This is a genomic window from Streptomyces subrutilus, from assembly GCF_008704535.1.
In the GTDB taxonomy this organism is placed as follows: domain Bacteria; phylum Actinomycetota; class Actinomycetes; order Streptomycetales; family Streptomycetaceae; genus Streptomyces; species Streptomyces subrutilus.
Map to the genome: position 1 here is coordinate 3,621,239 of NZ_CP023701.1, position 20,703 is coordinate 3,641,941.

The window sequence follows — 20,703 nt, forward strand, 5'->3', positions numbered from 1 at the left end:
AGTTGAGTCTATTCCACTCAAGGTGGAGATGGGTACTCCGCGGGGCACTCGGCGCGTACCGCCGCGTACCGCACGCGTACCCTTCGGCCATGTCCCATGACGTACTCAACCCGACGCCCGAGTACCTCGCCTTCTGGCGGGAGCGGCACGTCTGCACGCTGACCACCCACCGCCCCGACGGCTCCCCGCACGTGGTGCCGGTGGGGGTGACGTACGACCCGGAGGCCGGGCTCGCGCGGGTGATCTGCAACCGGCACAGCCGGAAGGTCCGCAACATCCTGGTGGCCGCCGGCGCGGAGCCGGGCGGGGCGCGGGTCGCGGTCTGCCAGATGCAGGGGCGCCGCTGGGCCACCCTGGAGGGGCGCGCGGTGGTCCGCACGGACGGGGCGTCGGTCGCGGACGCGGAAGCGCGCTACGCGGAGCGCTACGGGCGGGTCCCGACGCCCAATCCGGACCGGGTGGTCCTGGAGATCACCCTGGACCGGGCGATGGGGCGCGCCTGAGGCACGGCGGGGACGGCGGGCCGGCCGTCGCGGCCGTCGCGGCGAAATCCAACGGGATTCAACTTGTCCGGTCCGACACTGGACGCGGACATCACAACGGCGCCATCGTGGTCAGGTCCACGATGGCGCCGTTGTGTGGGGGAAGCGCCTGAGCGATCGGGAAAGACGGGGGAATCGCTTCAGGCACTGCGGGGGGTGGCAGTGGTGATGTCGGGTTCGAAGAGCTGGTGATCGCGCTGATCAAGGTTGACGAAGACCATTCCGTAACGCACCTCGCAGCGGACGGGCTGCGGCGCGCCCCGCGGGCGGCGCAGGCACCGGTAGGCACGTACGTCCTCGTCCTCCTCGCGCACGACGACGATCGGCTGGCCGAACAGGGTGACCATCAGCGAATCACCGGCGTACGGGATCGCGGTGGCGAGGTCGATGAACTGCCAGCCGGAGCGGTAGGCAGAGGCCATTTCGCGGCGGAACCCGCGGTCGTCGGGGGTCATGCGCCCGCGGACTTCCCACCCAGGCCCCAGCCGCTGTCGTCCTTGGGTACGACGGGCCCCCACCCGCTGTCGCCCTTGACGCTGCCCCAGCCGCTGTCGCTCACGCCGGTCGGACCGGCCCCCCAGCCGCTGTCGGCGGGCGCACTCGCCCAGCCCCCGGCCGCGAGCGAGATTCCACCGACAGCAGCAGCCGTAGAGAGAGCAATGGCAGCCACCGAGCGAAGCAATTTCTTGTACATGGTCGACGTTGTCCTCACTTGATGGATTCCTCTCCCCCGCATCTCAGACGATGACTGATCGAGCCACGCCATTGCCACCGTGGCGATGCATCATGTTCCTGTACATGCAGGACCCTGGGGGTGGGAGATTTGCCGAGTATGCGCATAAACCAGACACATCCCCATGCTGTGACGGACCTGTGCGACCTCGGGGCCGAGCTGTACGCAAGTGCGCTCAGCTCGGGCCGAATCGCCCGCGAGGAGGTCGAGCAGACGCCCTGCCTGCTGGAATTCGCGCTGCTGCACCCTGATCCGGACGACGACAACTGGCTCCGCCCGGTTCCCCCCTCGGTGGCACTGGCCCAGCGCCTGCATCCGCTGGAACGGGAGATCCTGCACCGCAGGCGGTCCTCCATCGCGCTCACCGAAGCGTTTGAGCCATTCATGGCCATCAGTGCGCTGACGCCGGCGCCCACCCACGCGATCACCGTGCTGGAGGGATTCAACAGGATCAACGCGGCGCTCAACGTCGCCACCGCCGAGTGCCAGGCCGAAATGCTCACCATCCAGCCGGGCGGCGGGCGTTCCGAGAACATACTCAACCAGGCGATCGAGCGGGACCAGCCGCTCATCCGGCGCGGGGTCAGCATGCGGACCCTCTACCAGCACACCGTCCGGCACAGCCGCGGCACCATGGCGTACGTGGACCGCATGGCGAGCGGGAAGGTCGAGATCCGGACGTTGGAGGAGCTGGTCGAACGCCTCATCATCTGTGACGAATCGGTCGCTTTCATCCCGGCCAGCGACGACCAGCAGATCGCCCTGGAGCTCCGCCACCCGGCCCTCGTCCGCTACCTGATCCGCGTCTTCGAACAGCTCTGGCGCCGGGCCACCCCCCTCAACGAGCAGATCCCCTACGACCCGACGCCGTCCGGCATCTCGGGCGTCCAGCGCTCGATCGCCCAGCTGCTCGTCGAGGGCCACGTCGACGAGGCCATCGCCCGCCGCCTCGGCATGAACGTCCGCACCTGCCGCGCCCACATCGCCAAGCTGGCCACGGCCCTGGGCAGCGGCAGCCGCGCCCAACTCGGCTACCTGATAGCCCAGTCGGGCATCCTGGGCCGCGTCTCGGGCGCCCTGCCGGAGCCCCGGGACTGACGCGAAGGCCCCGCCCGGACGTTCCCGGGCGGGGCCTTCCGCGGTGCCGTCGCCGGCGCGGGCCGGTCAGTCCAGCGGGCGCTTCGGAGTCGGCCGCCAGACCACCAGGGCGTTGCCCGGCTGCGGGGCCTGGTACGGGACCAGGTCGCGGCGGTACGAGGCGTGGACCTGGGCCTCGCGCTGGCGTAGGACCGCGGCGGCGCCGTCGACCGCCGCCGAGAGCTCGGCCACCCGCTGCTGGAGCGCGGCGACCTGGTTCTCCAGTTCGATGATCCGCTTGATGCCCGCCAGGTTGATGCCCTCGTCCTGGGACAGCGCCTGCACCGTGCGGAGCAGTTCGATGTCCCGGGCCGAATAGCGCCGGCCGCGCCCGGCCGTGCGGCCCGGGGAGACCAGGCCGAGGCGGTCGTACTGGCGGAGGGTCTGCGGATGCAGGCCCGAGAGCTGGGCGGCCACCGAGATCACGTAGACCGGGGTCTCGTCCGTGAGCTGGTAGTGGCTCCTGCGGCGGCCGTCCATGTCATGCTCCCTTCGCGGACTCGAACAGCGCGGAGCGCGGGTCCTCGGACGCCGTCGCCTCGCGGTACGTCTCCAACGCCTCGCGGGCCTTGTCCGAGAGCTCGGTCGGTACCGCGACCTCCACCGTCACCAGCAGGTCCCCGCGGGTGCCGTCCTTGCGGACCGCGCCCTTTCCGCGGGCCCGCATCGTACGCCCGTTGGGAGTGCCCGGGGGCAGCTTTAGCGTGACCGACGGCCCGTTCAGCGTCGGAACCTTCACCTCGGCGCCCAGGGCGGCCTCCGCGAAGGTCACCGGCACGGTCACCGTGAGGTTGTCGTCCTTGCGGCCGAACACCGGGTGGGTGCCGACGTGCACGACCACGTACAGGTCGCCGCCCGGACCGCCCCGCTCGCCCGGTGCGCCCTTGCCGCGCAGCCGGATCCGCTGGCCGTCCGAGACGCCCGCCGGGATGCGGACCTGCATCGTGCGCGACGAGCGGGCGCGACCGCTGCCCTTGCACACGTCGCAGGGGGTCTCGGCGATCAGGCCGCGGCCCTTGCAGTCGGCGCAGGGGTCGGTCAGCGAGAAGCCGCCGCCGCTGCCCCGCGAGACCTGTCCGGTGCCGACGCAGGTCGGGCACACCCGAGGGGTGCCGTTCTTGTCGCCGGTGCCCGCGCAGGCCTTGCAGGGGGACTGCGAGGACATCCGGAGCGGGACCGTGGCCCCGTCCACCGCCTCCGTGAAGGAGAGGGTGACCTCCGACTCGATGTCCTGGCCGCGGCGCGGCTGGGCCCGGGTGCCCGGGCCCGCACCGGCGCCGCCGCGGTTGAACAGCCCGCCGAACACATCGCCCAGGCCGCCGCCGAAGCCGCCGCCCGCCGTGCCCTGCTGCTGCCCGCCGAAGAGGTCGCCGAGGTCGAAGTTGGTGAAGCCCCCGCCCCCGCCCGGCCCGGGGCGGAAGCCGCCGCCGTTGCCGAACAGGGCGCGGGCCTCGTCGTACTCCTTGCGCTTCTTCGGGTCGCCGAGGACGTCGTTCGCCTCGGAGACCTCCTTGAAGCGCTCCTCGGCCGAGGCGTCGCCCTTGTTGGCGTCCGGGTGGAACTCGCGGGCGAGCTTCCGGTACGCCTTCTTGATCTCGGCCTCGGTGGCGTCCTTCGGGACACCGAGGACCTTGTAGTAGTCCTTCTCGACGAAGTCCTTCGTGCTCATCCCCGGTGTCCCTCCTCCCGTACCGCTTCTTCCAGTGGTGCGTCAGCCCTTGTCGGGGGCATCCGCGTCCTTGTCCGACGGCGCTTCGCCCTCCGCCGGCTCGGACTTGGGGGCCGCGCCCGGCTGGGGCTCGGCCACCGCGACCCGCGCGGGACGGATCGTCCGCTCGCCGATCCGGTACCCGGGCTGCAGGATCGCCACGCAGGTCGTCTCGGTGACGTCCGGCGCGTACGAGTGCATCAGGGCCTCGTGGATCGTCGGGTCGAAGGGCTCGCCCTCCTTGCCGAACTGCTGCAGCCCCATCTTGGCCGCGACCGTCTCCAGCGACTCGGCCACCGACTTGAAGCCGCCGACCAGCTCGCCGTGCTCCCGCGCCCGGCCGATGTCGTCCAGGGTCGGGAGCAGCTCGCTCAGGAGGGACGCGACCGCGATCTCCTTGACGGTGACCCGGTCCCGGTCGACCCGGCGACGGTAGTTCTGGTACTCCGCCTGGAGCCGCTGGAGGTCCGCCGTGCGCTCGGAGAGCGCCGTACGGGACTGGTCCAGCTGCGCCAGCAGCGCGGTCTCCTGGCCGACGGACTCCGCTTCGCCCGCGGCCGGGGCCGCCTCCTCCTTGGCGGAGTCGGCGGCCTTCGGCTCATCGGGCGTGCCGTCGGCGGGGACTTCGGGCTTCTCGTCGAATCCCGGGGTCTCCTCCGACATCAGGCAGCGCCGCCCTTCGGCTTCTCGTCGTCGACGATCTCGGCGTCGACGACGTCGTCGTCGGCCTTGGCCTGGCCCGCGTCACCGGCAGCGGCGCCAGCGGCACCCTGCGCGGCCTGCGCGTCGGCGTAGATCGCCTGGCCGAGCTTCTGGCTGACCGCGGCGAGCTTCTCCGTCGCGGTGCGGATCTCGGCGGTGTCCTCGCCCTTCAGGGTCTCCTTGAGCTCGGAGACGGCCGTCTCGACCTCGGTCTTGACGTCGGCCGGGACCTTGTCCTCGTTGTCCTTGACGAACTTCTCCGTCTGGTAGACGAGCTGCTCGCCCTGGTTGCGGGACTCGGCGGCCTCCTTGCGGCGCAGGTCCTCGTCCGCGTACTGCTCCGCCTCCTGGCGCATGCGGTCGACCTCGTCCTTGCCGAGCGAAGAGCCGCCGGTGACGGTCATCTTCTGCTCCTTGCCCGTGCCGAGGTCCTTGGCCGTGACGTGCATGATGCCGTTCGCGTCGATGTCGAAGGAGACCTCGATCTGCGGGACGCCACGCGGGGCCGGCGGCAGGCCGGTCAGCTCGAACATGCCGAGCTTCTTGTTGTACGCCGCGATCTCGCGCTCGCCCTGGTAGACCTGGATCTGCACGGACGGCTGGTTGTCCTCGGCCGTCGTGAAGATCTCGGACCGCTTGGTCGGGATCGTGGTGTTGCGCTCGATGAGCTTGGTCATGATGCCGCCCTTGGTCTCGATGCCGAGGGACAGCGGGGTCACGTCGAGGAGCAGGACGTCCTTGACCTCACCCTTGAGCACACCGGCCTGGAGGGTGGCGCCGATCGCGACGACCTCGTCCGGGTTGACGCCCTTGTTGGCGTCCTGACCGCCGGTGAGCTCCTTGACGAGCTCGGCGACGGCCGGCATGCGGGTGGAGCCGCCGACCAGGACCACGTGGTCGATCTCGGACAGCTGGATGCCGGCGTCCTTGATCACGTTGTGGAACGGGGTCTTGCAGCGGTCGAGCAGGTCCGCGGTGAGCTGCTGGAACTGGGCGCGCGTGAGCTTCTCGTCCAGGTGCAGCGGGCCCTCGGCGGAGGCCGTGATGTAGGGCAGGTTGATCGAGGTCTCCGTGGAGGAGGACAGCTCGATCTTCGCCTTCTCGGCGGCCTCGCGCAGGCGCTGGAGCGCCATCTTGTCCTTGGACAGGTCGACGCCGTGGCCGTTCTGGAACTGCTTCACCAGGTAGTCGACGACGCGCTGGTCCCAGTCGTCGCCGCCGAGGTGGTTGTCACCGTTGGTGGCCTTGACCTCGACGACGCCGTCGCCGATCTCAAGCAGCGAGACGTCGAAGGTGCCGCCACCGAGGTCGAAGACGAGGATGGTCTGGTCGTCCTTGTCGAGACCGTAGGCCAGGGCGGCCGCAGTCGGCTCGTTGACGATACGCAGGACGTTGAGGCCCGCGATCTCACCGGCCTCCTTCGTCGCCTGACGCTCGGAGTCGTTGAAGTAGGCCGGGACGGTGATGACCGCGTCCGTGACCTTCTCGCCCAGGTAGGCCTCGGCGTCGCGCTTCAGCTTCTGCAGGATGAAGGCGCTCATCTGCTGCGGGTTGAAGTCCTTGCCATCCAGGTTGATCTTCCAGTCAGTGCCCATGTGGCGCTTGACGGAGCGGATGGTCCGGTCCACGTTCGTGACCGCCTGGCGCTTGGCCACCTCGCCGACGAGCACCTCGCCGTTCTTGGCGAAGGCGACGACGGACGGCGTGGTCCTGGCGCCCTCGGCGTTGGTGATGACGGTGGGCTCGCCGCCTTCCAGAACGCTGACGACGGAGTTAGTGGTGCCCAGGTCGATGCCGACCGCACGTGCCATTTCGATTCCTCCAGCTGACTTGAGTGGAACAGACTCAACCATGCCCCATCCCGGCGCGCGCGTCAACAGAACTGAGCCGAGGGGACTCAATCTTTAGGCTGCCCTTACGCGCAATGAAGGCGGTCCGACCCGCGGTGCGGGCGACCCCGGGGCCGTGGAACCAGGCGACCCACGCGCCCCACCGAACCCGGCCACCCCGGAACCGGCACCCGAACGGAGCAAGCCGGACCCCCGCCCGCAGCGCGGCGCACCGGGCGCACCGCCCTCGTGCGGGAGCGTTTCCGCATGCCCCTGCCGCTCACCGCCCTCCCCCTCCCGCGGCCGGCCACGCCCCCGGCCAAACGGGTGCTCGACCTGCTCGGAGCCGTGGCCCTGCTCGTCCTCTGCACACTGCCGGTGGCCCTGGCCGCCGCACTGCTCGCCGTGGCGCACGGCCGGCGGGTCCTCGTACGGGAGCCGGCCGCCGGCCTCGCCGGGCGGCCGTTCCTCACCTGGCGGCTGCGCACGGACGGCGCCGGGCGGATCGGGGCGGCCGTCGAGCGGTGCGCCCTCGACGCGCTGCCGCAGCTGCTGAACGTGGTGCGCGGGGAGATGTCCCTGGTGGGGCCGCGCCCGGAACCCCGTACGGACCGCCCCGACCGGCTTGCGGTACGCCCGGGAATGACCGGTTTGTGGCAGGTGAGCGCGCGTTCCGACCTCCCCTGGGAGGAGATGGCCCTGCTGGACCGGCACTATGTGGAGTGCCATTGGCTGGGGATGGATCTCGCGATCCTCGCGCAGACCCCTCGGGCGGCCTATCGACAGAGGGTCGCCTGAGCGACACAGATCACCGCACGCTCGCCTACATTGCGGCGCGGGGAATGGGTAACCTCAACCCTTGACTCAATAAGTTACCGCTTAGTAAGTCCCCGCCCGAGGAGCCCTCCCATGCAACTCGCCGCGATCATCGTGTCGCTGGTCCTGACCGTGGTCGGCGTCGCGCTGCTCGCACGAGCCGTGGCGCAGATCTACCGGTTCGTGAAGATCGGCCAGCCCGTGCCGGCCGGCAGCCGCACGGACGACCCGAAGGCCCGAACGCTCACCCTCGTCCGGGAGTTCCTCGGCCACAGCCGGATGAACCGGTGGGGCATCGTCGGCTTCGCGCACTGGTTCGTCGCGATCGGCTTCCTGACCCTGCCGCCGACGCTGGCGCAGGCGTACGGGCAGCTGTTCCAGGCCGACTGGACGCTGCCGGTCATCGGCGGCTTCCTGCCGTTCGAGATGTACATCGAGTTCATCGGCCTGATGACGGTCCTGGGCATCGTCGTCCTCATCGCCATCCGCCTGCTCAACCTGCCCTCGCGGGCGGGCCGCAAGTCGCGGTTCGCCGGCTCGAAGGCCTGGCAGGCGTACTTCGTCGAATACATCATCCTGACGATCGGCCTGGCGATCCTGGCCCTGCGCGGCCTCGAAGGCGCGATCCACCACGTGGACTCCTACGACCCGGCGTACTTCGTGTCGTACCCGCTGGTGCTCGCCTTCAAGGGGCTCTCCCTCGGCACCCTGCAGAACGCCATCTACTTCACCGCGATGGTCAAGATCGGCACCTCGCTGATCTGGATGATCGTCGTCTCGCTCAACACCAACATGGGCGTCGCCTGGCACCGCTTCCTCGGCTTCCCGAACATCTGGTTCAAGCGGAACGCCGACGGCGAGGTCGCGCTGGGCGCCCTCCAGCCGATGACCAGCGGCGGCAAGGAGATCGACTTCGAGGACCCGGGCGAGGACGACGTCTTCGGCGTCTCCCAGGTCGAGCAGTTCTCCTGGAAGGGCATCCTCGACTTCTCCACCTGCACCGAGTGCGGCCGCTGCCAGTCGCAGTGCCCCGCCTGGAACACCGGCAAGCCGCTCTCCCCGAAGCTGCTGATCATGTCCCTGCGCGACCACGCGCACGCCAAGGCCCCGTACCTGCTGGCCGGCGGCGGCAAGGACATGGAGGGCAACGAGAAGGCCACGGCCGAGCAGCTCAAGGACGTCCCGGCCGCCGCCCTCGCCGAGGCCGAGCGCCCGCTGATCGGGACGGCCGAGGAGAACGGCGTCATCGACCCGGACGTGCTGTGGTCATGCACCACCTGCGGCGCGTGCGTGGAGCAGTGCCCGGTCGACATCGAGCACATCGACCACATCGTCGACATGCGGCGCTACCAGGTGATGATCGAGAGCGCGTTCCCGTCGGAGGCGGGCACGATGCTCAAGAACCTGGAGAAGAAGGGCAACCCCTGGGGCCTGGCCAAGAAGGCGCGCGTCGAGTGGACCAAGGAGGTCGACTTCGAGGTCCCGATCGTCGGCAAGGACGCCGAGGACCTGTCGGAGTACGACTACCTGTACTGGGTCGGCTGCGCGGGCGCGCTGGAGGACCGGGCCAAGAAGACCACCAAGGCCTTCGCGGAGCTGCTGAACATCGCGGGCGTCAAGTTCGCGATCATGGGCGGCGACGAGAAGTGCACCGGTGACTCGCCGCGCCGCCTGGGCAACGAGCCGCTGTTCCAGCAGCTCGCCCAGGAGAACGTGGCGATGCTGAACATGGCGTTCGGCGAGGACGACGACGACCCGTCGACGAAGAAGCCGAAGTCGGCGAAGCGGATCGTCTCCACCTGCCCGCACTGCTTCAACACCATCGCGAACGAGTACCCGCAGCTGGGCGGCGAGTACGAGGTCATCCACCACACGCAGCTGCTCCAGCACCTGATCGACGAGGGCCGGCTGACGCCGGTGACGCCGGTCGAGGGCCTGATCACGTACCACGACCCGTGCTACCTGGGCCGCCACAACAAGGTCTACACGCCGCCGCGCGAGATCATGTCGGCCGTGCCGGGCCTGCGGCAGCAGGAGATGCACCGCCACAAGGAGCGGGGCTTCTGCTGCGGCGCGGGCGGCGCGCGGATGTGGATGGAGGAGCGGATCGGCAAGCGCATCAACAACGAGCGCGTGGACGAGGCCCTGTCCCTGAACCCGGACATCGTCTCGACGGCCTGCCCGTTCTGCCTGGTGATGCTGACCGACTCGGTCAACGGCAAGAAGAACGACGGCAAGGCCAAGGAGTCCGTCCAGGTGGTGGACGTGGCCCAGCTGCTGCTGGACTCGGTCAAGCTCCCGGAACCGGCCCCCGAGCCGGAGCCCGCGGCGGAGCCGGAGCCGGAACGCCGGCCGGTGGCGGTGGCGGCGGGCCCGGCGACGACCGCGGGCACGGGTACGGCCACGGGTGCGAGTACGGCCACGGCCACGGGTACGGGTACGGCTTCTGCGCCGGCCCCGGCGGGGGCCCCGGCGGGGGCCGAGCCCGCGCCGAAGCCGGAGCCGGAGACCAAGGCCGGGGCCACGCCCGCGACGAAGCCGGAGCCCTCGACCGAGGCGGCGGCCACCGGGCCGTCGGCGGCGGAGGGCGGACCCGCGGCCGAAACCAAGGCCGCCGAGCCGGAGGGCGCGGAGGGCGCGGAGGGCGCGGAGGGCGACGGCAAGCGGGCGTAGCAGCCCACTCGCCCGCCCACTCGCCCCACTCGCCCGCACGCACGCAGACACCAGGAACGGCCGGCCCCCACCCGGGGGGGCCGGCCGTTCCGCCGTTCGCTACACCGCCGAACCCGCCCGGTACTGCTCGATCAGCCGGCCGTCGAACCCGTACACCCAGCTGCTCCCGGCGCCCGAGCCGTCGATGACGACGAACTTCACGCGCGGGCCGTCCTGGACGATCCGGTAGGTCCAGACGTCGTGCTGCGCGGTCGGACGCTTCAGGTCGACGGCGTCGACGGCGGAGCCGTTCGGCAGGAACATCTCGACCCGCGCGCCCTGCGGGCCGTCCATCAGCTTCGCGGTCCACCCGTCCGGCATCGCGATGCGGACCGCGCTCGCCCTCTTGGCCGCCGGCTTCGGCGTCCCGGCCATCCACGACGTCACGCGGCCGTCCGGCCGCAGGACGACGCGCAGGCCGTTGCTCTGCCCGTACGAGGCGTCGGCGCCCCGGCCGACCAGGGTGTCCAGCTTGGTGGGGCCGGAGAGTATGTCCGCCTCGAAGTGGCGGTCGCCGATCTTGTAGACCTTCGCGACGGACCCGTCCGCCAGCCTCACGGTGGTGACGTACCCGCCGGTCCCCGGCTTCGGCTGCGCCGGCTGGGCCACCGGCAGCGGCCGCGGTGCGGGCGCGGCCGCGGAGTCCGCGAAGGCGGCGCCGGCCGGCACGGCCAGGACGGCGGCCGCGCCGGCGACGACGGCCGCGGTACGGAGGAGGCGGGTGGTACGGCGGGGGCTGCGCATGAGGGGATGCTCTTCTCGTTACCGGCTCTGGCTCTCGGCTCTGGCTCTGGCTCTGGCCTTGTCTGTGGTGTCCGGCCCTGCGAAAGGGCCACGGACACGAAGCTACGGACCCGATACATAGGCATTCCATAGGGAACGTAACGAAGAACCACAGAAACCTGCACAGCCACGTAAACCGGACACCACGCCGGGGTGGGGACAACCCCCCGGGGTTCCCCTAGGGGATGTCACAGCTCAGCCGCAAAGGCCGCGTGTTCCGGCCGCCCGGCTCACGGGGCGCGCCGGACCAGGTACGTTCGATCACGTGGCTGGATTCAGGATCGGACGCGGCCGGGACAACAACCGCTCTCCGCAACAACCCCCGCAGCAGCAGCCGTACGGTCAGCAGCAACCGCCGCCACCGTACGGCCAGCAGCCCTACCCCCCTCAGCAGCAGTGGCCCTCCCAGGCTGCCGGGGGCCACGGCGAGCCCGAGTACTTCGACCCGTACGGACAGCAGCCGCAGGCGCGGCCGCCGTACGGGCACGGAGCAGCCGGCGACCCCGGTGCCCCCGCGCCCGGACCCTCGTACGGGAACGACAACCCGGGCCACACCCGGGCCTTCTCCATCGGCGAGGACCCGTACGGCCAGGGCGCCACGTACCAGGCGGGCTCGGCAGCGGCCGCGCCCTCCGGCCCGAGGCTGCCGTGGAAGGAACTGCTGCGCGGCATCGTGACCCGCCCCGGGCAGACCTTCCTCCAGATGCGCGACCACCCCGTGTGGGGCCCGGCGCTCGTCGTGACCTTCCTCTACGGCATGCTCGCGGTCTTCGGCTTCGACCAGGCCCGCGAGGACGCGATCAAGGCGACCCTCACCAAGGCGATCCCGATCGTCCTCACCACCGGTGTGGCCTTCGTCCTGTCCGGCCTGATCCTCGGCGCGGTCACGCACACGCTGGCGCGGCAGCTGGGCGGGGACGGCGCCTGGCAGCCGACCGTGGGCCTGTCGATGCTGGTGATGTCCCTCACGGACGCGCCGCGCCTGCTGTTCGCCGTGTTCCTCGGCGGCGACAACATGGTCGTGCAGGTGCTGGGCTGGGCCACCTGGGTGGCGGCCGGCGCCCTGTTCACCTCGCTGATCAGCAAGTCGCACGACCTGCCGTGGCCGAAGGCGCTCGGCGCCTCGGCGATCCAGCTGATCGCGCTGCTGTCGCTCATCAAGCTCGGCACGCTGTAGCCGCGTACGCGCCCGTACGCCCGTACGCACCCGTGCGCGCGCTCGTACGCACACAGCCCACGGAGAAGGGCCCGCCCGGCGGCAAAACCGCAGGACGGGCCCTTCCCCGCACATCTCTCCGCGCATCTCTCCGCGCAGCGGATCAGGCGTCGAGGACCTGGCCCTCGCGCCGGACCACGGGCGGCTCGACCGACCAGGGGAAGTTGATCCACTCGTCGGTCTTCTTCCACACGTACTCGCACTTCACCAGCGAGTGCGACTTCTCGTAGATCACCGCGGACCGGACCTCGGCGACGTGGCCGAGGCAGAAGTCGTGCACCAGCTTCAGCGTCTTGCCGGTGTCGGCGACGTCGTCGGCGATCAGCACCTTCTTGTCGGTGAAGTCGATGGCCTCGGGCACGGGGGCCAGCATGACCGGCATCTCCAACGTGGTGCCGACGCCGGTGTAGAACTCGACGTTCACCAGGTGGATGTTCTTGCAGTCGAGCGCGTATGCCAGGCCGCCCGCCACGAACACCCCGCCGCGCGCGATGCTCAGGATGATGTCGGGCTCGTAGCCGTCGTCGGCGATGGTCTGGGCCAGCTCGCGCACGGCGCGCCCGAACCCCTCGTAGTTCAGGTTCTCGCGTACGTCGCTCATGCCTCGTGCCTCACCTGGGTGCGGTGGAAGTTCTGGAAGGAGCGCGAGGCGGTCGGCCCGCGCTGCCCCTGGTACCTGGAGCCGTACCGGTCGCTGCCGTACGGGAACTCCGCGGGCGAGCTGAGCCGGAACATGCACAGCTGCCCGATCTTCATGCCCGGCCACAGCTTGATCGGCAGGGTGGCGAGGTTCGACAGCTCCAGGGTCACGTGGCCCGAGAACCCGGGGTCGATGAACCCGGCGGTCGAATGCGTCACCAGGCCGAGGCGGCCGAGGCTGGACTTGCCCTCCAGCCGGGAGGCGATGTCGTCGGGCAGCGAGACGACCTCGTACGTGGACGCCAGCACGAACTCACCCGGGTGGAGGATGAACGCCTCGTCCCCCTCCGGCTCGACCAGACGGGTCAGATCGGCCTGCTCGATGGCGGGGTCGATGTGGGCGTACCGGTGGTTCTCGAAGACCCGGAAGAACCGGTCGAGACGCACATCGATGCTGGAGGGCTGCACCATCGACTCGTCGAACGGGTCGATGCGAACCCGTCCGCTGTCGATCTCGGCCCGGATGTCTTTGTCAGAGAGAAGCACGTCCCGAGGATACGCAGAGCGCGCGGGCCGCCCCCAATCGGAGCCTGCCCGCGCGCCCTGTGCCGTTCCGTATCCGTACTCCGTGCGCCTAGCGCTTGACGGCGCCGCCCACGGGCACGGCATGCCTCAGCCGCGCACACTGCGGACACCGCAGCAACCGCCCGGGCCCGATCCGGCCCGCACCGAGGTGCTGCAACGGAAACGAGGCGGTACTGAAAACGTGCCCTTCGGCACAGCGGACGACGGTGTGCTCCATCGAGTCCCTTTCCCCAACGAGCCGTACTGCGATGAATCGCCACATTAGGGGATGAACAGGACCCCACTCCAGCCGCCGCTCCGAACCCCTACGGTACGCCCCAACTCCCGCCCCCACACGCCCCGGTGCACACGGCACACGCCGACGCCAGCGGGGCAAATTCACCGGGGGTCGACGATGGGGTAGAGTGAGCGACGATACGAATCCAGGCAACTGGACCGTAGTGCGGATGTAGTTTAATGGTAGAACATGAGCTTCCCAAGCTTATAGCGCGGGTTCGATTCCCGTCATCCGCTCCATGACGAAGCCCCAGGTCAGCGACCTGGGGCTTTCGCGTTGTCCGGGTTTTTTGGTTATGGGCGTGCTCTCTACGGGCCGCAAGTCCCCGCGCGCGGAGTCAGGTTGGGGGGCGAGTCCGCGTCGTCCGGGGTGGGGTGCCGCGGGGGATGCCGGGGGTGGGGGTCAGCGGTGTGCGGGTGTGGGGCGGGGGGTGTTCGGGGTCGGGGTCGGTGGGTTCGTGAGTGTGAGGAGGGGGCCGGTCATCAGGGTGGTGGCCAGGGCGATGACGGTCAGGATCGCGAGCAGCGGGCCGTCGATGATGCCCGCCTCGTGGCCGATCTGGAGGACGACCAGCTCGGTCAGTCCGCGGGTGTTCAGCAGCGCGCCCAGCGTGAACGACTCCCGCCAGGGCAGCCCCGCGTACCGGGCGGCCAGGCCGGCGCCGCCGATCTTTCCGACGACGGCCACGGCCAGCAGGGCCGGCAGGACCAGCGCCCCGCCCGAGGAGAGGTCCAGGGCCGACAGGTCCACTCCGAGCCCGAAGCCCAGGAAGAAGAAGGGCAGCAGGACGGTCTTGGACGTGGTGGCCAGCGGCTCGGCGGCGGCGACGGCGAAGGGGTTGCCGACCGGCCACACCAGGCCCACCAGGAACGCGCCGATGAGCTGGTGCACGCCGAGGGCGGCGGTCAGCGCCGCGGAGGCGGCGATCGCGACGACGAGCACGACCCGGAGGGTGGCCAGGTCGGTGGTCTCGCCCCGGCGCGCGAACCACCGGGCCGCCGCCCGGCGCACCGGCCCCAGGTAGACGGCCACGACGGCCGCCGCGATCAGCGCGCGCACGGCCGCGTCGCGATGGTCCGAGCCCTGGGCCAGTGCGAGGATCGCCGACAGCGCCAGCCAGCTGCCGCCGTCGCCCACGGCGGCGGCGAACAGGCTCAGCCGGCCGGGCCGGGTGCGGGAGAGGCCCAGGTCCTCCAGCATGCGGGCGAGCACCGGGAACGCCGTGATGCTGATCGCGCATCCGACGAACAGGACGAAGACGGACTCGGGCACACCCGCGGGCGTGTAGCGGTCCGCGAGCGGCAGGGCGGCCAGGGAGCCGCCGGCGAACGGGACGAACAGGGATGCCTGGCTGATCAGCAGGCCCTCCCGGGCGGTGCCCCGCACCCGCATCGAGCAGAGCTCCTGCCCGGCGAAGAACATGAACACCGCCAGGCCGATCTGCGCGAGCCCGGAGAACATGGGCAGCACGGCCTTCGGGAACAGCCACGCCACCGCCCCGGGGGCGAGCGCGCCCAAGAGCGAGGGGCCGAGGGCGATGCCCGCGACCACCTCGCCCATCACCCGCGGCTGGCCCACCCGGACGGCGAAGCCGCCCGCGACCCGGGACAGGGCGAGGACGAGGGCCGCACCGAGGAAGAAGTGGCCGACGGAGTCGAGAGGAAACATGCGGTTCCGTTCTGCCGGACCCGGCAGGTCCGGCCCTTCGCGGCGCGGCGGTGCCGGGTGCGGTCAGTGGCGGGTGCGGTCAGTGGCGGGTGCGGTCAGTGGCGGGTGCGGTCAGTGGCGGGTGCGGTCGGGGCCGGGGCGGTCGGGGCCGGGGGTGGTCGGGGCCGGGTGCGGTCAGTGGCGGGGGCGGCGGCTGAGTGCGATGCCGGCGAACAGGAAGACCACGCCGAGGGTGCCGGCGATGACGGCCGCGGTGGTGTGGGCGGGCTGGTCGCCGGCGTGCAGGACGGCCGTCACGACGCCCATCACGCCGCTGATGTAGCAGAAGATCGTCAAGAAGATCTTGAGGCTCGGATTCATGGGGGGTGGGTCCAATCGGATCGGGGGGTGGTGCGGGCCGGGTCAGTGGGGGGCGGTGCCCGTGGCCGTGAAGCCGAGCAGCATCACGTACGCGTCCGGGTCGGCGCGGAAGCGGTTCCAGCGGTCGGCGGCCAGCGCGAACTCGCCCAGGCTCACCACGCCGGCGGCCACGAGCGGCTGGAGGCGGCCGGGGCCCAGGTGCGGGGCGAAGGCCTCGACGGGGTGGTCGTCGTTGGTGGTGGCGAACGGGCGCAGGGCCACGTCCTCGTAGCCCGCGCCGCGCAGCAGCCGGGTCAGGCGGCGGCCGACGGTCCGGTCGCCGCCCGCCGAGGTCTGGGCACGGGCCAGCTTGCCGTGGATGCCGGCCAGTTCGGGGTAGGCGGGCTCGGCCAGGCCCCAGCAGGAGGCGTCGACCTCGGTCACGGCGATCCGCCCGCCGGGCCGCAGCACGCGCAGCGCCTCGACGAGCACGGCCTGCGGGTCGGCCAGGTGCTGGAGTACGTAGCGCAGCAGCACGAAGCCGGCCGAGTCGTCGGGGAGCGGCAGGGCCGCGCCGTCGGCGACGAGGAGTTCGGCACCGCAGCCGTCGGCGTGGGCCAGCAGGTCGCCGTCGATGTCGACGGCGGTGTGGGCGAGGGCGGGCAGGGCGGCGCGCAGCCTGCGGGTGACCGCCCCGGAGCCGGCGCCGATCTCGACGAACGGGCCGGCGTGCGCGTCCAGGCCCGCCTCGCGCAGGATGCGCAGCTCGGCGCCGAACGACAGCTCGGCCTGGGCCTCCAGCCGGGCCAGTTCGCCGGTGAGCCCGCCGGCCGTGGTGGCGGCGGGGTCGTACGAGCCGCCGACCGGGCGGGCGACGGTGGCCGCCCGGTCGGCCGGATCCGCCGGGGCCGGGGCCGTCGTGACCGACGGGGCGGAGGAGGTCGGGGGGGACGTGGTCATCGGGGCCTCGCAGTCATCCGCATGCCGTGCTTGGGTCGCAGGGTCACCAGGGCCTCCGGCTCCACCGTGAAGCCCGGCTCCAGTTCGAGGCGGGTCGCGCGCATCAGGACGGCCAGCACCAGCGTGGCCTCGATCAGGGCCAGGTGCTGGCCGATGCAGACGCGCTCGCCCCCGCCGAAGGGCAGGTAGAGGTGGCTGGGCAGGTCGGCGTCCTCGAAGCGGTCGGGTACGTACGCGTCGGGCCGGTCCCAGTAGTCGGGGTGCCGGTGCAGCACCCACTGGCTGACGCACACCAGCGTCCCGGCGGGGATCTCGTAGCCGCCGACGGTGTCGGGGCCCTTGGCGCGCCGGGAGATCAGCCACACCGGCGGGTAGAGGCGCATGGCCTCCTCGATCGCGCGCCGGCAGCGCACCAGGTCGGGCAGGTCGGCCGCGGTGGGCGTGCGGTCCCCGAGGACCGCGTCGAGCTCCGCCCGGACCTTCTCGGCCTCCTCCGGGTGCCGGTCGAGCAGGTACAGGGTCCACGTCAGGGCCTTGGCCGTGGTCTCGTGGCCCGCCATGACCAGGGTGAGCACCTGGTCGCGCAGCTCCTCGTCGTCCAGCTCGCCGATCATCGCGTCGAGCAGGGACGCGGAGCCGTGCGCGGGGGGCTGTCCGCCGGCCACCGCCCGCCTTGAGGCGATGACGGTGCGGGCGATCAACTGGAGGAACATGCGGGCCTGTACGTATCCCTTGCGGCGCAGCGCCGTGTCCGCGGGGTCCGGGTCGGGGGTCGGTACGTAGTGCCCCATGAACCGGTTGGCGGCGTCGACGGCGCGCCCGAAGCCGTCGCCGGCCGCGCCGAGGTCCACGCCGAGTACGGCGCGGGTGAGGATCGCCAGGGTCAGCGAGGTCAGGTGGTGTTCGACGGGGAGGGCGCTGCCGTCCCGCAGGGCCGGCTGCCAGCGCTCCAGGAGGGCTTCGGTCTCCTCGGTGATGATGCGGTCGAAGGTGGCGACCTCGGTGCGCCGGAAGGCGGGGGCGCACTGTTTGCGCTGGCGGGCCCAGTCGGCTCCGTTGCTGGTGAGCAGCCCGTTTCCGAGGAGGGGCCGCAGCATCGCGTCGTCGGGGGTGCCGGCCTTCGTGTAGTTGGCGGTGTTGTCCTTCAGTACGTGCCGGGCCAGCTCGGGCCGGTGCAGCATGACCACCCGCTCGCCGTCGCCGACATGGCTGGTGATGTCGCCGTGACGACGGTTCATCCCGGTCACGAAGGCCAGTGGGTCGGCACGCATGAGTGCCATGTCCACAGGGGTGTCCGGCCCCGGTGGGACGGTGCCCGCCGGTGCGGTGGTGGCTGTCACGTGAACCTCCGTGGATGGCTTGATCCGGTGTACGTACGCCCTCTACGCACACCGGTGCCGCGCTACGTACCGGCTGTCGGTAATTCCGTAATCGCGGCGGGAATTAACCCGGTTGTGCTCCCGGCAGGCGCCGTGCGGCACCCTGCGTGAGAACATGCCTACGCAGGCGGGGCAACCGGGCCTGCGGGCGCGGGTGGTTCGGTCACAGTAACTCTCGGAAAGATAAGCCTCAATGCTTATTGAGGGCGGCCGGATACTCATCGGCAGGGGGTCTTCGGATTACGTTTCCTTGCGTCTTGGCCGGGTGGTCGCCGCCGTGTGAATCTTGCTTCGTCGCCGGCTGGGCGATCGCACCGAATCCGCAGCAATTCGCATGGAACGGAGAGTCCACATGGCACTCGACCCGCAGCAGCGCGCTGAGTTCGTGAACTCCTACACCCGGGTTCTCATCAGCGCCTGGTCCGACGAGGCGTTCTCCGCCAAGCTCGCCTCCGAGCCGCGGACCGCGCTCGCCGAAGCCGGACTGGAGCTCCCGGCCGGCGCCGAGGTCGTCATCGTCACCCAGGCCCCCGAGGGCCACGAGCAGGGCAACCTGGACGTCCAGGTCGACCTGTGGGAGAAGGGCCTGGAGACCGGCCGCTACGAGTTCCACATCCCCGCGACCCCGACGGTCGACGCCGTGGAGCTCAGCGAGGGCGACCTGTCCGACGTCGCCGCCGGCGTGCTCGACGCCTGCAACTACTGCTGCTGCCCCTGCTGCTGCTGCACCTGACAGGTGCGCGCACCCATTCCGACTTCGCTGGAGCGTCCCATGCCCCCTGCGCCGACGGCACATCCCGTATCCGTACGCGGACTTTCCAAGCGGTACGGTGACGTCCAAGCCGTTCGCGACATCAGCCTCGATATTCATCGGGGCGAAGTCTTCGCACTGCTCGGGCCCAATGGCGCTGGAAAGACCACGACCGTCGACATTCTGACGGGAGTACAGAGGCGTACCGGTGGAGACGTGCGGGTCCTCGGCTGTGATCCGGCCGAGGACCCGCGGGAATGGCGGGCGAAGATAGGGGTGGTGCCCCAGACGTCGGGCGCCTACTCCGATTTGACCGTGAAAGAAGTCGTCACGCACTTCGCCGCCATGTACCCGGCCCCGCTGCCGGTCGGCGAGGTGCTGGGGATGGTGGGGCTCGGCTCCCTCCACTCCCGCCAGGCATCCGCGCTGTCCGGCGGCCAGCAGCGCCGTCTGGACGTCGCGGTCGGCGTCGTCGGCGATCCCGAACTGATCTTCCTGGACGAGCCGACCACCGGACTGGACCCGGTGGCCCGCCGGGAGGCGTGGGAGCTCGTCCGGTACTTCGCCGACCGCGGCCGTACGACCGTCCTGACCACGCACTACCTCGACGAGGCGGAGGAGCTGGCCCAGCGGGCCGGCGTCGTGGTGGGCGGCCGGCTCGTCGAGTACGGGCCGCTGGCCTCGTTCGGCGGCCGCGACCAGACCCCCTCCACCGTCTCGTTCCGCCGAGGCGAGGCACTGGCGGGCGTCGCGCTGCCCGCGCTGCCGCCCGGCACCGAGGTGGTGCCGTCCGGACCGGGGACGGTGACGCTGCGCACCGCGGCGCCCTCGCACGCGCTGAGCCTGCTGCTGCCCTGGGCGCGCGAGGCGGGCTCGCTGGAACTCGCCGACCTGCGCGTGCACCGGCCCACCCTCGAAGAGATCTACCTGAATCTGATCGACAGGGAGAGCAGGGAGACCGCCGCATGACCGCGACCGTGTCCGAAAGCAGTACCGAGACCCCGGACTTATCCGGTGACGGGGCGATGCACCCGGCCGAGTCCGCGCGCCCGGCCGCGCGCGGTGCGAGAGGGTACGCGCGGGCCTGCGCGGCGCGGTCGTCGGTGGAACTGAGAGCGTTCTTCCGCAACAAGCAGTCCCTGGTGTTCACCCTGTTCTTCCCGGTGATCCTGCTCGTCGTCTTCGGGTCGATCTTCGAGGGGAAGGTCGAGGGCACCGACACGGACTTCCGGCAGGTCTTCATGGCCGGGGTGATCGCGGCGGGCGTCATGAGCACCGCGTTCTCCGGTCTGGCCATCAACGTGGCCATCGAGCGGGACACCGGCACCATCCGCCGCCTGGCCCTGACCCCGATGCCCAAGTCGGCCTATTTCGTGGGCAAGATCGTCCGTGTGGTGGTCACCACCGTGCTGGAGACGATCCTGCTCATCGGCATCGCGGTGACGGCGTTCGGGCTGCCCCTGCCGCAGACCGCCGAGCGGTGGAGCACCCTCGTGTGGTGCCTGGCGCTGGGCACCGCGGCCTGCGCGCTGGCCGGCACCGCGTACAGCGCGCTGATCCCCAACAGCCGTTCCGCCGCGGCCGTGGTGACGCCCGTCTTCATGGTCATGCAGTTCATCTCGGGCGTGTTCTACCCGTTCGATCACCTGCCGGTCTGGATGCAGAACACCGCCGCCCTGTTTCCCGTGAAGTGGATGGCGCAGGGCTTCCGTTCCGTCTTCCTGCCCGACGGCTTCACCGTCGTGGAGCCCGCCGGTTCCTGGGAGCTGGGCCGCATCGCGCTGGTCCTGGCGCTGTGGGCGGTCGGCGGCCTGCTGGCGACCGGGTTGACGTTCGACTGGCGCGGCCCGCGGGTGCGCTGAGCGGGCGGGGCCCTCCGGGAACGGGGACAGCGGCCGGGCGGGAGCCGGGCGAGAGAAGTGCCGTG

General features: G+C 71.0%; 20 protein-coding genes and 1 tRNA gene. 9 read left to right on the forward strand and 12 right to left on the reverse strand.

Annotated elements, in window-relative coordinates; translation table 11 throughout:
• The first annotated feature begins 89 nt into the window (after positions 1-89).
• Positions 90-503, forward strand: a complete 414-nt coding sequence (locus CP968_RS15815) for a pyridoxamine 5'-phosphate oxidase family protein (RefSeq protein ID WP_150518628.1) — start codon at positions 90-92, stop codon at positions 501-503.
• Positions 504-682: 179 nt separating this feature from the next.
• Here the strand turns inward: CP968_RS15815 and CP968_RS15820 are convergent, their stop codons facing one another.
• Positions 683-997 carry a Rieske (2Fe-2S) protein gene (locus tag CP968_RS15820; RefSeq protein WP_150518629.1) on the reverse strand — a complete coding sequence of 105 codons (315 nt, stop codon included), beginning with the start codon at positions 995-997 and terminating at the stop codon, positions 683-685.
• A 377-nt stretch (positions 998-1,374) separates the two neighbouring features.
• Between CP968_RS15820 and CP968_RS15825 the strand changes: the two genes are divergently transcribed.
• A complete protein-coding gene (locus CP968_RS15825; protein ID WP_150518630.1) occupies positions 1,375-2,373 on the forward strand; it encodes a helix-turn-helix transcriptional regulator in 999 nt (332 codons plus the stop codon).
• A gap of 66 nt (positions 2,374-2,439) precedes the next feature.
• Here the strand turns inward: CP968_RS15825 and CP968_RS15830 are convergent, their stop codons facing one another.
• Genes CP968_RS15830 through dnaK form a run of 4 tightly spaced genes read right to left on the reverse strand, consistent with a single transcriptional unit; the run spans position 2,440 to position 6,633 of the window.
• On the reverse strand, positions 2,440-2,892 hold the full coding sequence (locus CP968_RS15830; protein ID WP_150518631.1) for a heat shock protein transcriptional repressor HspR: 453 nt from the start codon (positions 2,890-2,892) through the stop codon (positions 2,440-2,442).
• A gap of 1 nt (position 2,893) precedes the next feature.
• Complete coding sequence (dnaJ, locus tag CP968_RS15835; protein ID WP_150518632.1) at positions 2,894-4,081, reverse strand: molecular chaperone DnaJ; 1,188 nt, start codon at positions 4,079-4,081, stop codon at positions 2,894-2,896.
• A 42-nt stretch (positions 4,082-4,123) separates the two neighbouring features.
• The gene (gene grpE, locus CP968_RS15840) at positions 4,124-4,783 is read right to left on the reverse strand and encodes a nucleotide exchange factor GrpE (RefSeq protein ID WP_150518633.1); all 660 of its coding nucleotides are present in this window, start codon (positions 4,781-4,783) and stop codon (positions 4,124-4,126) included.
• Positions 4,783-6,633, reverse strand: coding sequence for a molecular chaperone DnaK (dnaK, locus tag CP968_RS15845; RefSeq protein WP_150518634.1), 1,851 nt, complete (start codon positions 6,631-6,633; stop codon positions 4,783-4,785). Before dnaK ends, grpE begins: the two co-directional genes overlap by 1 nt.
• Before the next feature lie 285 nt (positions 6,634-6,918).
• Here dnaK and CP968_RS15850 point away from each other — a divergent pair, with 285 nt between their 5' ends.
• Together CP968_RS15850 and CP968_RS15855 are read left to right on the forward strand one after the other, a co-directional pair.
• Positions 6,919-7,449 (forward strand): sugar transferase, encoded by a 531-nt coding sequence (locus CP968_RS15850; RefSeq protein WP_150518635.1) that lies wholly within the window; start codon positions 6,919-6,921, stop codon positions 7,447-7,449.
• 111 nt (positions 7,450-7,560) lie between these two features.
• Positions 7,561-10,140, forward strand: a complete 2,580-nt coding sequence (locus CP968_RS15855; protein WP_229886773.1) for a (Fe-S)-binding protein — start codon at positions 7,561-7,563, stop codon at positions 10,138-10,140.
• A 99-nt stretch (positions 10,141-10,239) separates the two neighbouring features.
• Here the strand turns inward: CP968_RS15855 and CP968_RS15860 are convergent, their stop codons facing one another.
• A complete protein-coding gene (locus tag CP968_RS15860) occupies positions 10,240-10,923 on the reverse strand; it encodes a hypothetical protein (protein WP_150518636.1) in 684 nt (227 codons plus the stop codon).
• A gap of 304 nt (positions 10,924-11,227) precedes the next feature.
• On the opposite strand from CP968_RS15860, the gene CP968_RS15865 reads away from it, so the two are divergent.
• Positions 11,228-12,139 carry a Yip1 family protein gene (locus CP968_RS15865; RefSeq protein ID WP_150518637.1) on the forward strand — a complete coding sequence of 304 codons (912 nt, stop codon included), beginning with the start codon at positions 11,228-11,230 and terminating at the stop codon, positions 12,137-12,139.
• 142 nt (positions 12,140-12,281) lie between these two features.
• Here the strand turns inward: CP968_RS15865 and CP968_RS15870 are convergent, their stop codons facing one another.
• Both CP968_RS15870 and dcd read right to left on the reverse strand, forming a co-directional pair.
• Complete coding sequence (locus tag CP968_RS15870; protein WP_150518638.1) at positions 12,282-12,779, reverse strand: phosphoribosyltransferase; 498 nt, start codon at positions 12,777-12,779, stop codon at positions 12,282-12,284.
• Positions 12,776-13,363, reverse strand: coding sequence for a dCTP deaminase (gene dcd, locus CP968_RS15875; protein ID WP_150518639.1), 588 nt, complete (start codon positions 13,361-13,363; stop codon positions 12,776-12,778). Before dcd ends, CP968_RS15870 begins: the two co-directional genes overlap by 4 nt.
• A 481-nt stretch (positions 13,364-13,844) precedes the next feature.
• Here dcd and CP968_RS15885 point away from each other — a divergent pair.
• A tRNA-Gly gene (locus CP968_RS15885) sits at positions 13,845-13,918 on the forward strand.
• A gap of 163 nt (positions 13,919-14,081) precedes the next feature.
• Here CP968_RS15885 and CP968_RS15890 read toward each other — a convergent pair.
• The 4 genes from CP968_RS15890 to CP968_RS15905 form a co-directional block, all read right to left on the reverse strand.
• Complete coding sequence (locus tag CP968_RS15890; protein WP_150518641.1) at positions 14,082-15,347, reverse strand: cation:proton antiporter domain-containing protein; 1,266 nt, start codon at positions 15,345-15,347, stop codon at positions 14,082-14,084.
• Between the two features lie 174 nt (positions 15,348-15,521).
• Complete coding sequence (locus CP968_RS15895) at positions 15,522-15,707, reverse strand: hypothetical protein (RefSeq protein WP_150518642.1); 186 nt, start codon at positions 15,705-15,707, stop codon at positions 15,522-15,524.
• Positions 15,708-15,749: 42 nt separating this feature from the next.
• Complete coding sequence (locus CP968_RS15900) at positions 15,750-16,646, reverse strand: class I SAM-dependent methyltransferase (protein ID WP_150518643.1); 897 nt, start codon at positions 16,644-16,646, stop codon at positions 15,750-15,752.
• Positions 16,643-17,926, reverse strand: coding sequence for a cytochrome P450 (locus CP968_RS15905; RefSeq protein ID WP_150518644.1), 1,284 nt, complete (start codon positions 17,924-17,926; stop codon positions 16,643-16,645). The genes CP968_RS15900 and CP968_RS15905 overlap by 4 nt, the downstream gene beginning before the upstream one ends.
• A 451-nt stretch (positions 17,927-18,377) precedes the next feature.
• Here CP968_RS15905 and CP968_RS15910 point away from each other — a divergent pair, with 451 nt between their 5' ends.
• From CP968_RS15910 to CP968_RS15920, 3 genes are read left to right on the forward strand one after another with little or no spacing between them, the layout of a single operon-like run.
• Positions 18,378-18,758, forward strand: a complete 381-nt coding sequence (locus CP968_RS15910) for a hypothetical protein (protein ID WP_150518645.1) — start codon at positions 18,378-18,380, stop codon at positions 18,756-18,758.
• 39 nt (positions 18,759-18,797) lie between these two features.
• Positions 18,798-19,745 carry an ABC transporter ATP-binding protein gene (locus CP968_RS15915; RefSeq protein ID WP_150518646.1) on the forward strand — a complete coding sequence of 316 codons (948 nt, stop codon included), beginning with the start codon at positions 18,798-18,800 and terminating at the stop codon, positions 19,743-19,745.
• Positions 19,742-20,638, forward strand: coding sequence for an ABC transporter permease (locus CP968_RS15920; RefSeq protein ID WP_229886772.1), 897 nt, complete (start codon positions 19,742-19,744; stop codon positions 20,636-20,638). The genes CP968_RS15915 and CP968_RS15920 overlap by 4 nt, the downstream gene beginning before the upstream one ends.
• Positions 20,639-20,703: the final 65 nt, after the last annotated feature.

Excerpts from the sequence above, each read along its gene's own strand:
- CP968_RS15815 (WP_150518628.1), top strand. The coding sequence starts at position 90 with ATGTCCCATGACGTACTCAACCCGACGCCCGAGTACCTCGCCTTCTGG.
- CP968_RS15820 (WP_150518629.1), bottom strand. The coding sequence starts at position 997 with ATGACCCCCGACGACCGCGGGTTCCGCCGCGAAATGGCCTCTGCCTAC.
- CP968_RS15825 (WP_150518630.1), top strand. The coding sequence starts at position 1,375 with ATGCGCATAAACCAGACACATCCCCATGCTGTGACGGACCTGTGCGAC.
- CP968_RS15830 (WP_150518631.1), bottom strand. The coding sequence starts at position 2,892 with ATGGACGGCCGCCGCAGGAGCCACTACCAGCTCACGGACGAGACCCCG.
- dnaJ (WP_150518632.1), bottom strand. The coding sequence starts at position 4,081 with ATGAGCACGAAGGACTTCGTCGAGAAGGACTACTACAAGGTCCTCGGT.
- grpE (WP_150518633.1), bottom strand. The coding sequence starts at position 4,783 with ATGTCGGAGGAGACCCCGGGATTCGACGAGAAGCCCGAAGTCCCCGCC.
- dnaK (WP_150518634.1), bottom strand. The coding sequence starts at position 6,633 with ATGGCACGTGCGGTCGGCATCGACCTGGGCACCACTAACTCCGTCGTC.
- CP968_RS15850 (WP_150518635.1), top strand. The coding sequence starts at position 6,919 with ATGCCCCTGCCGCTCACCGCCCTCCCCCTCCCGCGGCCGGCCACGCCC.
- CP968_RS15855 (WP_229886773.1), top strand. The coding sequence starts at position 7,561 with ATGCAACTCGCCGCGATCATCGTGTCGCTGGTCCTGACCGTGGTCGGC.
- CP968_RS15860 (WP_150518636.1), bottom strand. The coding sequence starts at position 10,923 with ATGCGCAGCCCCCGCCGTACCACCCGCCTCCTCCGTACCGCGGCCGTC.
- CP968_RS15870 (WP_150518638.1), bottom strand. The coding sequence starts at position 12,779 with ATGAGCGACGTACGCGAGAACCTGAACTACGAGGGGTTCGGGCGCGCC.
- CP968_RS15890 (WP_150518641.1), bottom strand. The coding sequence starts at position 15,347 with ATGTTTCCTCTCGACTCCGTCGGCCACTTCTTCCTCGGTGCGGCCCTC.
- CP968_RS15895 (WP_150518642.1), bottom strand. The coding sequence starts at position 15,707 with ATGAATCCGAGCCTCAAGATCTTCTTGACGATCTTCTGCTACATCAGC.
- CP968_RS15900 (WP_150518643.1), bottom strand. The coding sequence starts at position 16,646 with ATGACCACGTCCCCCCCGACCTCCTCCGCCCCGTCGGTCACGACGGCC.
- CP968_RS15905 (WP_150518644.1), bottom strand. The coding sequence starts at position 17,926 with ATGGCACTCATGCGTGCCGACCCACTGGCCTTCGTGACCGGGATGAAC.
- CP968_RS15910 (WP_150518645.1), top strand. The coding sequence starts at position 18,378 with ATGGCACTCGACCCGCAGCAGCGCGCTGAGTTCGTGAACTCCTACACC.
- CP968_RS15915 (WP_150518646.1), top strand. The coding sequence starts at position 18,798 with ATGCCCCCTGCGCCGACGGCACATCCCGTATCCGTACGCGGACTTTCC.
- CP968_RS15920 (WP_229886772.1), top strand. The coding sequence starts at position 19,742 with ATGACCGCGACCGTGTCCGAAAGCAGTACCGAGACCCCGGACTTATCC.